At 72.4% G+C, this 15,760-nt stretch carries 10 protein-coding genes; 6 read left to right on the top strand and 4 right to left on the bottom strand.

What is annotated here, in order from left to right:
- Positions 1-266: 266 nt before the first annotated feature.
- The 5 genes from J7W19_RS25560 (at position 267) to J7W19_RS25540 (ending at position 9,067) form a co-directional block, all read left to right on the top strand.
- Positions 267-4,415, top strand: a complete 4,149-nt coding sequence (locus tag J7W19_RS25560) for an SGNH/GDSL hydrolase family protein (RefSeq protein ID WP_004942406.1) — start codon at positions 267-269, stop codon at positions 4,413-4,415.
- 140 nt (positions 4,416-4,555) lie between these two features.
- Entirely contained in the window at positions 4,556-5,344 is a 789-nt protein-coding gene (locus J7W19_RS25555; protein ID WP_004942404.1) for a TIM barrel protein, read from the top strand.
- Positions 5,345-5,609: 265 nt separating this feature from the next.
- Positions 5,610-6,482 (top strand): 2-hydroxy-3-oxopropionate reductase, encoded by an 873-nt coding sequence (locus J7W19_RS25550; RefSeq protein ID WP_004950935.1) that lies wholly within the window; start codon positions 5,610-5,612, stop codon positions 6,480-6,482.
- Positions 6,479-8,215, top strand: a complete 1,737-nt coding sequence (gene gcl, locus J7W19_RS25545) for a glyoxylate carboligase (RefSeq protein WP_004950936.1) — start codon at positions 6,479-6,481, stop codon at positions 8,213-8,215. The genes J7W19_RS25550 and gcl overlap by 4 nt, the downstream gene beginning before the upstream one ends.
- A gap of 147 nt (positions 8,216-8,362) precedes the next feature.
- Positions 8,363-9,067, top strand: coding sequence for a hypothetical protein (locus tag J7W19_RS25540; protein ID WP_004950939.1), 705 nt, complete (start codon positions 8,363-8,365; stop codon positions 9,065-9,067).
- Between the two features lie 56 nt (positions 9,068-9,123).
- Here J7W19_RS25540 and J7W19_RS25535 read toward each other — a convergent pair whose 3' ends face one another.
- Positions 9,124-9,339, bottom strand: a complete 216-nt coding sequence (locus J7W19_RS25535) for a hypothetical protein (protein WP_040891631.1) — start codon at positions 9,337-9,339, stop codon at positions 9,124-9,126.
- A 359-nt stretch (positions 9,340-9,698) separates the two neighbouring features.
- Positions 9,699-10,622 carry a LysR family transcriptional regulator gene (locus J7W19_RS25530; RefSeq protein WP_004950942.1) on the bottom strand — a complete coding sequence of 308 codons (924 nt, stop codon included), beginning with the start codon at positions 10,620-10,622 and terminating at the stop codon, positions 9,699-9,701.
- A gap of 98 nt (positions 10,623-10,720) precedes the next feature.
- Here J7W19_RS25530 and J7W19_RS25525 point away from each other — a divergent pair, with 98 nt between their 5' ends.
- Positions 10,721-11,749, top strand: coding sequence for an NADP-dependent oxidoreductase (locus tag J7W19_RS25525; protein WP_004950945.1), 1,029 nt, complete (start codon positions 10,721-10,723; stop codon positions 11,747-11,749).
- 241 nt (positions 11,750-11,990) lie between these two features.
- Here the strand turns inward: J7W19_RS25525 and J7W19_RS25520 are convergent, their stop codons facing one another.
- Positions 11,991-13,622: an AMP-binding protein gene (locus J7W19_RS25520; RefSeq protein ID WP_004950946.1), complete on the bottom strand. Its 1,632-nt coding sequence runs from the start codon at positions 13,620-13,622 to the stop codon at positions 11,991-11,993.
- Positions 13,619-15,283 (bottom strand): AMP-binding protein, encoded by a 1,665-nt coding sequence (locus tag J7W19_RS25515; RefSeq protein WP_051072705.1) that lies wholly within the window; start codon positions 15,281-15,283, stop codon positions 13,619-13,621. Before J7W19_RS25515 ends, J7W19_RS25520 begins: the two co-directional genes overlap by 4 nt.
- Between the last annotated feature and the right edge of the window lie 477 nt (positions 15,284-15,760).

Raw genomic sequence — 15,760 nt, 5'->3', positions numbered from 1 at the left:
GGCGGAGGACGGCGTGGGGGCGCCGTCGACGACCGCCCTCCACGCGGGGCGGTGGCCGTACGGGGGCGGTCACCGCCCCGCGTGTGTCCGGTCGCCGCCCGCCCGGCGCCGCCGACGAAACCACCTGTCGACCGCCCGTCCTCGAGGACGCGGCGGGCCGAGCCGTGCCCCGGCATGGGCACGAGTGCACTCCGCGAAACCCCAACGGAATCAGAACCGAACCAGAACCGAACCAGAACGACAAGCACGAAACAGGAACCCCTCCCTTGACATACAGAAGAAGACGAACACGCGCGCCGCTGGCCGTCGTCCTGGCCTGCGCCGCCCTGGCCGGCGGGCTCGCCCAGGCGGCGCCCGCCGCCGCGGCACCACGGCCGGCCGCCGGCCCCGGCGGCGCCGCTCCCGCCGAACCGGCGCCGCCCGGGCGCGTCACCGATCCCGACGGCACCCTCGGCAAGGACTGGAAGAGCAGCGGGGACCGGGCCGTGACCGCGGCCGCCGACACCGGCGGGCTGAAGATCCTGGTCGCCGACAGCGGCAAGGCGTACGAGTGGCGGGCCGCCGCCGTCCTCGCCGAGCCGGGCCTGTCCCAGGACACCTGGATCGGCAACCAGTGCGTCATGGACCCGGACCACGTCGCCGCCGTCTACGCGCCGCGCACCTTCACCAACAAGCCCGACCTGATGCAGGGCGGCGCGTTCGCCGCGATCGTCGACGTCACGACCGGCGCGGTGAAGAAGCTGCCGTTCACCGTCTCCCTCGCCTCGTTCGACCCGTCCTGCAACACCCAGACGCACACGGCCGCGTTCACCGCCTTCCGTGACATGAACGATCCGCGCAAGACGCGCACCCGGGTGGTGACCGTCGACGCGTCCGGGAAGACCGTGGGCGAGGCGGCCGCGCAGGGCGAGCTGACCAGTGCCGTCCCGGTCGCGGACGGGGCCGTGGCCGCGAGCGGGCGCGACCTGGTCCACCTCGACCGCACGGGGAAGGTGAAGGCCCTCGCCACCGGCGACAGCGTCCCGTTCGACATCCGGCCCGCGCGGGACGGCACGATCGGCTTCGTCGACCGCAAGGACGCCAGGACCGCCCAGGCGAAGGTGTGGCACGGGCGCGGCAAGCCGGCCGTCGTCGCCTCCGGGAAGCTCGGGGACCTCGGCCTCGCGCAGGGCGACCAGGGCCGGGTGTTCCTCACCGGCCGCCCCCAGGGCGCGCCGAAGGTGGCGGGCACCGGCGTCACCCGGATCGACGCCCCCGCCGGCAAGGACGTCTCGACCCGCGGCAGGCTCGCCGTGGACCCGGTGCTCACGCCCGGCGTCCGGGCCGGGCTGACCCGCATCAAGGACGCGGGCAAGGGCTTCACCAAGGCGGAGCCCGATCCCGGGCGGAGCACCGCGCCGTCCCCCGAGACCACGGCCCCGACGGCGCCGGTGACGGTCACCAGCACGGCCACCGCCACGGGGAAGAAGCTCAGCCAGACGGTCGCGGACGCGACGGCGCCGAACGGGAAGGCGCCGGGCGGCAAGGCGCCCTCCCCCGCCCTTCCCGTCCGCGACGCCAAGCCGGCCGCACGGTCGTTCGCGGCCGGCGACGGCACCGACATCGAGACGGATCCGCGGGACACCGACCGCGTCTGCGCCGTCTCCCGCAACGACCTGAACGCCCAGGCGCTGCAGCCGACGCCCAACCAGGTCGAGTGGGCCGTCGACATGGCCGTCCGCGGCCAGCTGCGCGGCCAGTACCTCCGGCAGGGCGGATACCGCGACCAGGCCGGGCTGGGCACGATCGACCCGCAGGGCCTGTTCCCGCCGCCGACGCTGAACGGGGGCGGGCGCATCCCGGCGAACGTGATGCTCGGCATCATGGCGCAGGAATCCAACCTGTGGCAGGCCGAAGGCGGTTCGATCCCCGGCCAGATGGGCAATCCGCTGGCCGCGATGGACGGCTACTACGGCCGCAAGCCCGTCAAGGACGACCCGGACTCCTTCTGGCGGATCCACTGGGAGAAGTCCGACTGCGGGTACGGCGTCGGGCAGGTCACCGACGGCATGCGCCTGGCGGGCCATGAGAAGGACAACGAGAAGAGCCTGTCCCCGGCCCTGCAGAAGCTCGTCGCGATCGACTACGCCACCAACGTCGCCGCCTCGATGAAGATCCTCGCCGACAAGTGGAACGAGGTGCACACCGACGGGCAGAAGATCACCGTCAACAACGACGACCCGTCCCGGGTGGAGAACTGGTTCACCGCGGTCTGGAACTACAACCTCGGCTTCAACCCGCCGTCGGAGGCGGGCAAGAACGGCGGGCACTGGGGGCTGGGCTGGTACAACAACCCGGCCAACCCGCTCTACGCCAAGAGCTGGGGCCACCCGTTCATGGACACCGACGTGGACGGCCCCGGGGCCGTCAAGGACGCCGCCCACCCGCAGGACTGGCCGTACGAGGAGAAGGTGATGGGCTGGGCCGCCTGGTCCATCGACACCGGCTTCTCCTACAACACCGACGGCCGTCAGCAGCGGGCGGGCGAGTCGGGGTTCTCCTCGGCCGGCTACCGGCCCGCGTGGTGGAAGAAGAAGGAGTACCGCAGCCAGGTCACCCCGCCGCTGGAGGCGTTCTGCAACCCCACCAACGGCTGCGACCCGAAGACCCCGCCGAAGTGCCCCGACGAGGACTGCTACCGGCAGTTCTGGTGGAACCAGCCCAACGTGACGTGGAAGCCCGACTGCGCCGACACGTGCGGGTTCGAGGACATCAAGTACGCGACGGCGGTCCCGGAGCCGGGCCGCGGCCGTGATCTGCTGAACGGCAATCCGGTGTGCACCGGCGCCGTGCCGGGCGGGCACCTCGTGACCTCCGTGCCGGACGGGACGGAGACGTGGTCCGCGTGCGGCAAGGCGCGTTCGGAGGGGAGCTTCACCTTCCATTTCAACGGCGTCCCCAAGGGCGGCGTGGGGCACCACGACGGAGAGAAGCTGTACGAGGGCAAGGGGGACCTCCACACGAACGGCGGCGGGCACCCGGGGATCTTCTGGTTCGCGCACACCCGCAACGCGGCCCACGGCGGCGGCAACGACGGCCCGATGACCATCACCGGAGTCTGGACCCTGCCCCAGAAGCTGAGTTGGGCCCGGGTCCTGGTCCTCCTGCCCGATACGGGCGCCCACACGAAGCACGCGCTGTACCGGGTCCACAACACGGACAGCACCAGCCCCGACCGGTTCGTGGCACAGCGTGCCGGACGGTGGGTGAGCCTGGGCGTGTTCCACTTCACCGGGCAGCCGACGGTGGAACTGTCCAACGCCACTGAGGACGGTACGGCGGACGAGGACATCGCCTGGGACACGATCCAGTTCCAGGAACTCCCGGGCAAGCCCAAGAACTCCGTGGTCGCGATGGGCGATTCGTTCTCCTCGGGCGAGGGGGCGTCGGACGGCGACGCGGACTACTACCCGGAGACCAACTACCGCAACGGCGACCCGAAGCAGCGCAATGCCTGCCACCGGTCGCGCAAGGCGTGGTCCCGTCAGGCGACGCTGCCCGGGACGTCGAAGTCGGTCGGCGAGCTGGACGACACGTGGAATTCGGACATGGATTACCAGATGGTCGCGTGCTCGGGGGCGCGTACGTACAACGTGAAGCACGGTGGCGTGTACAACGAGGACGGGGGTGAGATGCCGCAGATGGACAAGGGGTACCTGGACAACAACACGACCCTGGTCACGATCTCCATCGGCGGCAATGACTCGCGGTTCGCCTACATCGTCAAGAAGTGCCTGCTCGCGTTCGGCGACGGCAACTGCAAGGACAAGGATTTCGACGTACTGGACAGGGACGACGAGACGAACAAGAAGCTCGGTTCCCAGGACAAGGACCGCATCGGCAGCCGGGACTCGGACTTCATAGGGAAGCCGATGGAGAAGGCAGTGCCGGGCATCATCGACCAGATCGTCCGCCCGGACATCGAAAAGGTCCTGCTGGAGATCCACGACAGGGCTCCCCATGCGAAGATCGTCCTCATGGGGTACCCCCCGCTGTTCTCCGGCAGCGCTTCGTGCCTGAACAAGGGCATCCCCGGCCTGCCCGGTGTCGGTCTCTCCGAGGCGTCCGCCGCCTGGCTCAACGGTGTCGCCCCCACCTTGACGGCGGCGATGAAGAAGGCGGCCGCCGACGCGGGCGAGCAAGGCGCCCAGGTGGTGTTCTCCGACCCGACGGAGGACTTCGCGGGCAAGGCGGTGTGCGGGGACCCGGAGCAGATCCACGCCATCGTCACCAAGCTCACGAAATCCGATGACCCGCTGGCGTCCTGGCTGCCTCTGTCCCGGGGGCTGTCGGCCCAGTCCTTCCACCCGAAGATCGGGGGCGCCCGCCTGTACGCGAACGCCCTTGAGAAGACCCTGCAGGGCAAGCAGCCGTAACGGCCGTCGGCGGTACCGCTCCGGGGCAGCCCTCCTTTCCGGGGGCTGCCCCGGAGCTTCTTGACAGGCCGACGAGTCTCCGGCACCTTCTTTTCCGTTGAACGGATTCTTCATTCCACGATACGGAAGCAGGTGGCCCTATGGTGGCTCCCGAGCCCGCCGAACAGCGTCTGGCCGCCAACCTCTCCCTCCTCTACGCCGACCTCCCCCTCCTCGAACGCCCCGCCGCCGCGGCCGCCGCCGGGTTCACCGCCGTCGAGCTGTGGTGGCCGTGGCCGGACGAACCGTGCCCGCCGCGCTCCGAACTCGACGCCCTGAGCGCCGCGTTGACATCCGCCGGCACCCGGCTCGTCGGGCTCAACTTCTACGCGGGCCGACTGCCCGGGCCCGACCGGGGGGCGCTGTCCCTGCCGGGGCGGGAGGCGGAGCGGTTCCGCGCCAACATCGACGTCGCCGCCGACTTCGCCGGGTCGCTGGGCTGTACGGGCCTCAACGCCCTCTACGGCAACCGGCTGCCGGACGTGGATCCCGCCGTCCAGGACGCGCTCGCCCTCGACAACCTCGTCCTCGCGGCGCGCGCGGCGCACCGGGTCGGTGCCGACCTGCTGATCGAGACGCTCAACTCGGCCGAGTCGCCGGACTATCCGCTCGTGACGGCGGAGGCGGCCGTCGCCGTCGCCGAGCGGGTGAACGCCGTGACCGGGCTGGGGAACGCGAAGTTCCTGATGGACCTGTACCACCTGGCGATGGGCGGGGCGGACCTGGACGCCGTCATCGACCGGTACGGGTCGGTTGCCGGGCATGTGCAGTTCGCCGACTGCCCGGGGCGCGGGGCGCCCGGGACGGGTCGTCTGGACTTCGGCGCGCTGGTCGCGCGGTTGCGCAAGGTGGGGTACGGCGGGTGGGTCGCGCTGGAGCATCGGCCGTAGGAGGTGTGCCCTGGTCCCGCCCCTTCCCGTTTCTTGCGGGGGTGAGCCCCCGCACCCCCGAAACCGCGCTTCGCGCGGTTGTCCTCAAACTCCCCCAGAGGGGGCACCCCCAACGGGCTGAAGTGTGCGCCCGGGCGCGCTATCCAGCCCGTCCGGCGCTTGAGGACGAGCGGCGAAGCCGCGATCAGGGGGTCTGGGGCGCAGCCCCAGGAAACGGCGAAGGGGCGGGTCCGGGGCACACCCACCACCCACCGAAAGGAAACCCATGCGCATAGCCTGGATCGGCCTCGGAATCATGGGCTCCCCCATGGCCCACAACCTCCTCAAAGCCAACTACCCCCTCACCGCCCACACCCTCGAACAACACAAACTCGACCACCTCGCCGCCCACGGCGGCACCCCCGCCCCCTCCGTAGGGGAAGCCGTCCAGGACGCGGACGTCGTCATCACGATGCTCCCGGCGGACGCCGAGGTGACGGCCGTCGCGCTCGGCGAGGAAGGCGTCCTCGAACACGCCCGCCCAGGCACCCTGTTCATCGACATGTCGACGGTCACTCCCCGCACGGCCGTCACCCTGGCCCAAGCAGGCGCGGAACGCGGCCTCCGCGTCCTGGACGCCCCCGTATCCGGCGGCGAGGCGGGCGCCGTCGAGGGCACCCTGTCGATCATGGCGGGCGGGGAGCGCGCGGACTTCGAGGCGGCCCGGCCGCTGTTCGACGTCCTCGGCTCGACCGCCGCACTGTGCGGACCGCACGGCGCCGGCCAGACCGTCAAGGCGGCCAACCAGCTGATCGTCGCGGCCACGCTGCAAGCCTGCGCCGAGGCCGTCGTCTTCCTGGAACGCTCCGGCGTGGACCCGGCCGTCGCGCTGGACGTGCTGAACGGCGGCCTCGCCGGCTCGGCGGTCCTCGACCGGAAGAAGCACGCCTTCCTCACCCGGGACTTCACCCCGGGCTTCCGGATCGACCTGCACCACAAGGACATGGGCATCGTCACCGCCGCCGCCCGCGAGGCCGGCGTCGCGCTGCCCCTCTGCGGGCTGGTCGCCCAACTGGTCGCGGCGGTCCGGGCGCAGGGCGACGGCGGGCTCGACCACTCGGTCCTGCTGCGCGGCGTGGAGAGGATGTCGGCCGCATGAGCGGAATCAGCGTGCCCCGGATCCCCGCCATGCGCGCGGTGGTGCACATCCTCAAGGACGAGGGCGTCGACATCGTCTTCGGCTGCCCCGGCGCCGCCATCCTCCCGCTGTACCAGGCGCTGGAGGCGGACGGCGGCGTCGAGCACCTCGTCGTCCGGCACGAGGAGGCCGCGGCGCACATGGCCGACGGCTGGGCCCGGACCAACGGGCGGGTCGGCGTGGCCCTGGCGACCTCCGGGCCGGGCGCCACCAACCTGGTCACCGGCCTCTACACGGCGCACGCGGACTCGGTCCCGATGGTCTGCGTCACCGGCCAGGCGGTCTCCGGCAAGCTGCACCAGGAGGCGTTCCAGGCGGTGGACATCGTGGCGGTGGCCCGGCCGGTCACCAAGTGGGCCGTGCAGGTCAAGGAGGCGGCACAGTTGCCGTGGGTGTTCCGGGAGGCGTTCCGCACGGCGCGCGAGGGACGGCCGGGGCCGGTGCTCGTCGACATCCCGCTGGACGTGGCCCGGCACGAGATCGCGTACGCGCCCGGGACCGACGCCCGGCTGCCCGTCCGGCCCTGCCCGCCGCACGGCCCGTCCGTAGAGGCTGCCTTGGACCTGCTGCTCGCCGCGGAACGGCCGCTCGTGCTGGCCGGGGGCGGGGTCGTCACCGCCGGGGCGGCGGCGGAACTCCGGGCGCTGGTCGAGGAGCTGCGGCTGCCGTTCCAGGTGACGCTGATGGGCAAGGGCGTCATCGAGGACGACCACGAGCTCAACATGGGCACCACCGGCATCCAGACGTCCCAGCGGTACGCCAACGCCTCGTTCCTGGAGGCCGACTTCGTGCTCGCCGTCGGCGCCCGCTTCGGCGACCGCCACACCGGAGCGGACCTCTCCGTCTACCGCGGCGCGCGCAGGTTCGTGCAGGTGGACGTCGAACCGACCCAGCTGGGGCGGGTCGTCGCACCGGAGCTGGGGATCGTCTCGGACGCCCGGGCCTTCCTCGCCGCGCTACTGGCCGCCGCCCGGGCCCGGTCCGCCCGGCCGCGCATCGGTCCCTGGCGGGCCCGGTGCGCCGAGCTGAAACGGACCCTCGTCCGCCGCGAGGACTTCGACACCGTGCCCGTCAAGGCGCCCCGGGTCTACCGGGAGATCAACGAGGTCTTCGGCGCGGACACGTACTTCGTCACCGCCATCGGCCTCTACCAGATCTGGGGCGGCCAGCATCAGAAGGCCCACCGGCCCCGGCATTACCAGGTCTGCGGTCAGGCCGGTCCGCTCGGCTGGGAAGTGCCGGCCGCGATCGGCGTCAAGAAGGCGCTGGAGGGCATGGGCCGGGGCGGTACGGAAGTCGTGGGCGTCGTGGGGGACTACGGGTTCCAGTACACGGTCGAGGAACTGGCGGTGGCCGCGCAGTACGCCATCCCCTTCGTACTGATCATGCTCAACAACGAGTACCTGGGCCTCATCCGACAGGCGTCCCTCCCCTACGCCATGAACTACCAGGTCGACATCCATTACGACGAGACCGGCACCGATCACGTCAAGATCATGGAGGCGTACGGCTGTTCAGGACGGCGGGTGGTCCGGCCCGCCGACATCCGGCCCGCCATCGAGTGGGCGCGCGAGAAAGCCGTCGCCACCTCGCGTCCCGTGCTGGTGGAGATCATGATCGAGCGGGAGGCCAACACCCCGCACGGCGCCGACATCGACGCCGTCCGCGAGTACGAGCCGCTGCCCGCCCCCTAAACCCCCGGACGGTGGCGTCCCAACCGCCGGGTCGCGCCGCGGCGCCGCCGTCCGGGTCCCCGCTTCGGCCATTCGCGCCCCTCGCGGCGTCCGCTTCGTGGACTATGGAGTGCCTCAGTCCTACGGACCCGTTCGCTGGAGCCGACCATGGCCAAGAGCGTTCCGGTGCACTGCCCGACGTGCGGCCGGGAGCACCCGTACACTCCGCCCACCTATCCCTGCGCCTGCGGCGCTCCCCTCACCCTGCCCGTCTCCCCCGGCTCCGTTCCGCGTCCGGTCGCCCACCGCACCTGGCGCAACGGCTGGGTCGCCGTCCGCTGCGGCGGCTGCGGGCGCCAGGGCCAGTGGCCCAGACCGGAGTTCGACTGCTCGTGCGGGGCCGTGGTCCAGCTGCCCGTGGACTCCGCCGCGCCGGCCGGCGGCGCCGGAACCGAGGGGCTCGCCGGGGCCCGGCGGACGACCCGGCCGGACTTCCGGCCCGTCGCCATCCGCACCGAGCGCGACGCCGTCACCGCCGCCCAGCGCTATCTGCGCTGGCTCGGCTTCGCCCAGGTCCGCCGGCCGGACCGGCCGACCGGGCCGGCGGGGACGGGTCTGGTCGACCTGCTCGCCAACGGCCTCGTCGTACGGGTGGATCCCACGACGCTGCCCACCACCACGCGGGACGTCGAATGCCTCTGGCTGCACGCCCTGGCCGAGGACGCGACCGGGGTCTGCTTCTCCCTCGCCGGCTACACGACCGAGGCCCGCTCCCGGGCGGACGACTGCCGGCTCCCGCTGTTCGTCATGGACCTCACGGGCGCACCGCGCGCGCTCAACGCCTGCGCGGAGGAACTGGTCGGGCGACGCTGAGCACTTCGCCGACGCGAAGCGGACGGTCCGTCGCGCGCCGGGCGATCCGCCGAGGGTCAGCCCTGCTGCCCGGCCGGCTTTCGCAGGGCCATGACGCTGCCGACCGTCTCGGCGGCCTCCAGCTTCCACGCCTCCAGGGCGTCCTTTCCCGAGTTCACGACGCCGTCGAAGAAGCCCGCCCCGGCGGCGGGCGAGCCGGCGGCGGCGGACGGCGCGGTGCCCCGCGCGGGGCCGGAGAGCACACCCAGGAACGCGGCGGCACGGAGGGTCATTACGGCGAAGCTGCGCATGAAGTACCTCTAATCCGCTCATCGGGTGAGACACATCACGACTGCCCTGGGCCCCGCCGCACCATGCCGCGCATCACCCTCACGAGGTGACCGGCAAAGCACCGAAACGTTCCCCCGACCGGGAGTTCGGATCGCCGCCCGGCCCGGGCGCTCGTCGTCGCGCCGAGCCTCCCCACCCGCCGGACCGCGCAAAGCGATCCGCCCGGCACTTCACCCCACGGAGGGAATTGCCGGTCATGTCAGCGCATTCGGGACGGACGGAACGTCAACGGGCGCGGGCCCGGCTGGGGGCGCGGTACCGGCGGGCGCGGGGTCGCGACCCCCGCGGGCGCGCCCCCCGCTCACGACCGTAGCGCGCGGATCAGCTCGCGGACCGCCGCGCTGCACGCCAGCTCCGGGGTCGTGACGTAGCCGACGATCCGCCGCGGACCCGTCGGGCCCAGGTCCACGACGGTGACCCCGGCGGGGGCCATGGCCAGGGCGAGGGACGGCATGATGGCCATGCCGAGGCCCTGGGCGACCATCGAGAGGACGACGCTGTCGTCCTCCGCGTTGATCGTGGCGGGCGGGATCCAGTCCTGCCCGGCCCACCAGTCGCGGGTGTACGAACCGCAGTTCTCCGCCCAGTCGACCAACGGCAGGGAGCGCGGCGCCGGATGGCCGGCCGGGTGGACGAGGGAGTAGGGCTCGGTGATCAGCGGCACCGCCACCAGGCCGGGCGGCAGCGGCTGGGTGCCGTCCAGGGTGGCGATGCCCAGGTCGGCGCGGCCGTCGGCGACCTCGCCCGCCGTACCGCGCCCGATCTCCCGCACGATGCGCACCTCCGGCGCGAGCCCCGGGTGCCGTACCGCGAGCCGGGCCAGCGCGCCGGGCAGCAACTGGGCGGCCGCGCTGCGGAACGCGGCGATCCGCAGCGGTCCGGCGAGCCCTTCCGGGCCCGGCCCGCGGGTCTCGGCGCCCATGGTCTCCAGCAGCCGCAGGATGCGCCGGGCCCGGGCCACGGCCCGCGCCCCGGCCTCCGTGGGGCGTGCGCCGTGCCGGCCGCGGTCGAAGAGGACGGCGCCGAGCTTGCGTTCACAGGTGCGCACGGCGTGCGAGACCGCGGACTGGGTCAGCCCCAGCCGGGCTCCGGCGGCGGTGAAGCTGCCCGCCGCGTCCACGGCGGCGAGGACGCGGAGCTCGGGGAAGGTGATCTCGGGGGGCTTCCCCGGGGAGGCGGTCCTCGAGGAGGCGGTCCCCGGGACGGCGGTCTCGTTCTGCGGCATCGGGGAAATCTACGTCCATGAACCGGATTCATGGAAGCCCCCGGTCCATCGACGCCAGGGGCTGGGTCCCGCACCGACCTCCGGCCTACGGTCCTCCCATGACCAGCACCGACACGCTTACCAGCGGCACCCGCACCTTCCGCGCCGTCCACCAGACCGCCCGTCCGCAGGGCATGCCCACCGCCGAGCACTTCGCCTTCGTCGAGGAGCCGCTCCCCGCGGTGGAGCCCGGCTCGGCGCTGGTGGAGAACCTCCTGCTGTCCGTCGATCCGTACATGCGGGAGGCGATGGACTCCGTGTGGGAGCTGAACGCGCCGCTGGAGGGCCGGGCGGTCGGGCGGGTGGTGGAGTCCCGCGATCCGGCGCTGGCCGTCGGCGACCTGGTCTTCCACCGCAAGGGCTGGCGGACGCACGCGCTGGTGAGCACGGCGGAGGGCGCCCGGGCGCTGCCGCACCACGAGGACGTGCCGCTGAGCGCCTGGCTCGGGCTGCTGGGCGGGACGGGCCTCAGCGCGTACGTCGGACTGACGCGGGTGGCGGGGGTGCGGCCGGGGGACACCGTGTTCATCTCCGCGGCGGCCGGCGGGGTGGGCAGCACCGCGGGGCAACTGGCCCGGCTCCTGGGGGCCGGCCGCGTGATCGGCAGCGCGGGTTCGGCCGCCAAGGTCGCCCATCTCGTGGACGTCCTGGGGTTCGACGCCGCCTTCGACTACCACGACGGGCCCGTGGCCGAGCAGTTGGCGAAGGCGGCCCCGGACGGCATCGACGTCTACCTGGACAACGTCGGGGGCGACCACCTGGAGGCGGCCATCGCCTCGATGCGCCCCCACGGACGGATCGCCTGGTGCGGGGCGGTGGCCCAGTACAACAGCGCCGAGCCGCCGGCCGCGCCCCGCAACCTCTACGACATCGTCGAGAAGAGCATCCGCCTGGAGGGCTTCCTCGTCCGCGAGCACGGGGACGCGCAGGCGGAGTGGGAGGAGTTCCTCGTCCCGCACATCGCGGCCGGGCGGGTGGTGCGGGACGAGACGGTCGTGGAGGGGTTCGACGGGGTCGTGGAGGCGTTCCTCGGCATGCTGGCGGGCCGGAACACGGGCAAGATGCTCGTGCGCACGGCCGCCGCGTAGGGGTGCCCCGGTCCCGCCCTTTCACCGTTTCCTGGGGGCTGCGCCCCCAGACCCCCCTTTCGCGGCTTCGCCGCTCGTCCTCAAACTCCCCCAGAGGGGGCACCCCCAACGGGCTGAATATCAGCCCGTTGGGGGCACCCCCTCTGGGGGAGTTTGAGGACAACCGCGCGGAGCGCGGTTTCAGGGGGTGCGGGGGGGCTTGCCCCCGCAAGAAACGGTGAAAGGGCGGGACCGGGGCCCCTTACCGCACCCCCGCTCCCTCCAGCAGCGCCACCGCCTCTTCCCTCAGCTCCACCTTCCGCACCTTCCCGCTCACCGTCATCGGGAAGCTCTCCATGACCCGCAGATAGCGGGGCACCTTGTAGTGGGCGAGCCGGCCGCGGCAGTAGCGGGCCAGTTCGTCGCGGCTGAGGCCGCCCGCGTCGTCGTGGAGGATGACGCAGGCCATGATCTCCTCGCCCATCCGGTCGTCGGGCACCCCGATGACCTGGACGTCGGCGATCTTGGGGTGGGTGTGCAGGAACTCCTCGATCTCGCGCGGGTAGACGTTCTCCCCGCCCCGGATGATCATGTCCTTGCTGCGGCCGACGATCCGGACGTACCCCTCCTCGTCCATCACCGCGAGGTCGCCGGTGTGCATCCAGCGGTCGGCGTCGATCGCCTCGGCCGTCCGCTCGGGCTCGTTCCAGTAACCGAGCATCACCGAGTAGCCGCGGGTGCACAACTCGCCGTGCTCCCCGCGGGGGACGGTGGCGCCGGTCTCGGGATCGACGATCTTCACCTCGATGTGCGGGAGCACCCGGCCGACCGTGCCCGTCCGGCGGTCCAGGTCGTCCTCGCGCCGGGTCTGGGTGGAGACCGGGGAGGTCTCGGTCATGCCGTAGCAGATCGTGACCTCCTCCATGTGCATCTCGGCGACGACCCGCTTCATCACCTCGGCGGGGCACGGCGAGCCCGCCATGATGCCGGTGCGCAGCGAGGACAGGTCGTAGGTGGCGAAGTCCGGCAGGTCGAGTTCGGCGATGAACATCGTGGGGACGCCGTACAGCGAGGTGCACCGCTCGCGTTCGACGGCGTGCAGGGTGGCGGTGGGGTCGAAGACGGGCGCGGGGATGACGACGCAGGCGCCGTGGGTGGTGGCCGCGAGGTTGCCCATGACCATGCCGAAGCAGTGGTAGAAGGGGACCGGCAGGGCGATCCGGTCCTCTTCCGTGTAGCCCAGCGTCTCGCCCACGAAATAGCCGTTGTTGAGGATGTTGCGGTGGGAGAGGGTGGCGCCCTTGGCGAAGCCGGTGGTGCCCGAGGTGTACTGGATGTTGACGGGGTCCTCGGGGCGCAGCGCGGCCTCGCGTTCGGCGAGCCGCTCGCGGGGCGTCCCGGCGCCGAGCCGGACCAGGCCCGTCCACGTCGAGTCGTCCAGGTAGACGACGTCGCGCAGCGCCGGGCAGTCCCCGCGGACCTGCTCGACCATGCGCCGGTAGTCGCTCGTCTTGTAGGCGGTGGCCGAGACCAGCACCGACACCCCGGACTGCCGCAGGACGTAGGAGAGTTCGTGCACCCGGTAGGCCGGGTTGATGTTGACCATGATCGCGCCGATGCGGGCGGTCGCGTACTGGACGATCATCCACTCCGGGCAGTTGACGGCCCAGATGCCGACCCGGTCGCCCTGGGCCACCCCCTTGGCGAGCAGCCCCAGCGCGACCTCCTCCACGGCGCGCCCGAACGCCGCGTAGGTCCACCGCCGTCCGCCCTGGACGTCGACGAGCGCCTCCCGGTCGCCGAAGAGGGCGACGGAACGGGTGAGGCTGGTGCCGATGGTCTCTCGAAGCAGGGGGGTGTCGACGGGGCCGCCCGCGTACGAGGGTGTGCTCACCGGTGGTCTTCCTCTCTGAATTCGGTACCGCCGCCCTGCGCGGTGCGTTCGCGCAGCTCGATGCGGCGGATCTTGCCGGACACGGTCTTGGGCAGCTCGGCGAACTCCAGCCGGCGGATGCGTTTGTACGGCGCGAGGACGGCGCGCGAGTGGGCGAACAGCGCCTTCGCGGTGTCCGGCCCCGGCTCCCAGCCCTCGGCGAGGACGACGTACGCCTTGGGCACGGAGAGCCGCAGCGGATCGGGCGCGGGCACGACGGCGGCCTCCGCGACGGCCTCGTGCTCCAGCAGCGCGCTCTCCAGCTCGAACGGCGAGATCTTGTAGTCGCTGGACTTGAACACGTCGTCCGCGCGCCCGATGTAGGTGATGTATCCGTCTTCGTCCCGGGAGCCGATGTCGCCGGTGCGGTAGTAGCCGCCGGCCATCGCCCCGGCGGTGCGCTCGGGGTCGCCGGCGTAGCCGGTCATCAGGCCGACGGGCCGACTGGCGGGGTCGCCCGTGAGATCGAGGCAGATCTCCCCCTCGTCGGCCGGCTCACCGGTGACCGGGTCGAGCAGGACGACGGTGAAGCCGGGGCTCGGACGGCCCATGGAACCCGTTTTCAGCGGCTGCCCGGGTGGGTTGGCGACCTGCACGGACGTCTCCGTCTGCCCGAACCCGTCCCGGATCGTGACGCCCCAGGCGCGCCGGACGGCCTCGATGACCTCCGGGTTGAGCGGCTCGCCCGCCGCCACCACCTCACGCGGCGGGGTGCGCAGGGCGCTCAGGTCGGCCTGGATGAGCATGCGCCACACGGTGGGCGGGGCGCAGAAGCTCGTCACCCCGCAGCGGTCCATCTCGGCCATCAGGCGGGCCGGGTCGAAGCGGGTGTAGTTGACGACGAAGACGGTCGCTCCGGCGTTCCAGGGCGCGAAGAAGTTGGACCAGGCGTGTTTGGCCCAGCCGGGCGAGGAGATGTTGAGGTGCACGTCGCCGGGGCGCAGCCCGATCCAGTACATCGTGGACAAGTGGCCGATGGGGTAAGAGGCGTGGGTGTGCTCGACGAGCTTGGGGCGGGCGGTGGTGCCGGAGGTGAAGTACAGGAGGAGGGGGGCGTCGGCGGGGGTGGGCCCGTCGGGGACGAAGCGCTCGTCGCTCCCGTCGCGCTCGTCGCTCCCCTCCGCCGTTCCGTCCTCGTACGGGAGCCAGCCGGGCGGCGGGGTGCCGCCGACGGCGATCCGGGTGTAGTCGCCCGGCACCTCGGCGAACTTGCCGGTGTCGGCGGTCCGGACGACGACGTGCCGGGCCCGGCCGCGGCCGATCCGGTCGGCGAGATCGGCGGGGCCGAGCAGCGGGGTGGCGGGGATGACGACGGCGCGCAGCTTCATCGCGGCGAGCATGGTCTCCCACAGCTCTGCCTGGTTGCCGAGCATGACGACGATCCGGTCGCCGGCGCGGACACCGCGGGCGCGCAGCCGGCGGGCGGTGCGGTCGGAGCGGCGGCGCAGGGCGTCGAAGGACAGCTTGGTCTCGCCGCCGTCCTCCTCCACGATCCACAGGGCGGTCGCGTCGTTCCCCCGGGCGAGCGGGTCGAACCAGTCGAGCGCCCAGTTGAACTCCGCGGGCCGGGGCCAGACGAAGCCGTCGTACGCGGCGCGGTAGTCCTCCCGGTGGGCGAGCAGGAAGTCCCGCGCCGCCCGGAAGGTTTCGAAGCCGGTCGCCGATCCGGCCGGCGTACCGGTCGGTGCTCCCGACGACGGACCCGTCGCCGCTCCGGCCGGGGTTCCCGCCCTGTCCTCTGCCGCCTTCTCTGCCGCCACGTGTTCCTCCAGTTGCCGCGCGAGCCGTCGATCCGCAGGTGAGCATCGTGCGTCGGTGATCGAAGACCCGCCAGCCCCGGGCGGGACTGTCCGCGCCGCGCGAACAGGGGGTTCCCGCCGGGGTTCGCGGGGGACGGCCGTCCCCGCACTAGTCCTTCCGAATTCTTTGCCCGCTCATGGCAGAGTGGTAGTGGGACCCGGCGCACGGGAGGGGCGCACACCCGGCGCACGGGTTCACGGCGGTCGGTCGCGCGCCGGGTGATCCGACGTCGGAGGCCGTCCCGGGCCCGGTGAACGCGCCGGTCTCGCGTCTTTTGCGTCAACGGGCCGTCAAGGCTC

Source organism: Streptomyces mobaraensis NBRC 13819 = DSM 40847, assembly GCF_017916255.1.
In the GTDB taxonomy this organism is placed as follows: domain Bacteria; phylum Actinomycetota; class Actinomycetes; order Streptomycetales; family Streptomycetaceae; genus Streptomyces; species Streptomyces mobaraensis.
Note: the sequence above shows the minus strand (reverse complement) of the source record. Positions and strands in the feature narration are given on the sequence as shown.

Bases quoted from the DNA above. Each gene is read 5' to 3' on its own strand.
- J7W19_RS25555 (WP_004942404.1), top strand. From the start codon at position 4,556: ATGGTGGCTCCCGAGCCCGCCGAACAGCGTCTGGCCGCCAACCTCTCC.
- J7W19_RS25550 (WP_004950935.1), top strand. From the start codon at position 5,610: ATGCGCATAGCCTGGATCGGCCTCGGAATCATGGGCTCCCCCATGGCC.
- gcl (WP_004950936.1), top strand. From the start codon at position 6,479: ATGAGCGGAATCAGCGTGCCCCGGATCCCCGCCATGCGCGCGGTGGTG.
- J7W19_RS25540 (WP_004950939.1), top strand. From the start codon at position 8,363: ATGGCCAAGAGCGTTCCGGTGCACTGCCCGACGTGCGGCCGGGAGCAC.
- J7W19_RS25535 (WP_040891631.1), bottom strand. From the start codon at position 9,339: ATGACCCTCCGTGCCGCCGCGTTCCTGGGTGTGCTCTCCGGCCCCGCG.
- J7W19_RS25530 (WP_004950942.1), bottom strand. From the start codon at position 10,622: ATGCCGCAGAACGAGACCGCCGTCCCGGGGACCGCCTCCTCGAGGACC.
- J7W19_RS25525 (WP_004950945.1), top strand. From the start codon at position 10,721: ATGACCAGCACCGACACGCTTACCAGCGGCACCCGCACCTTCCGCGCC.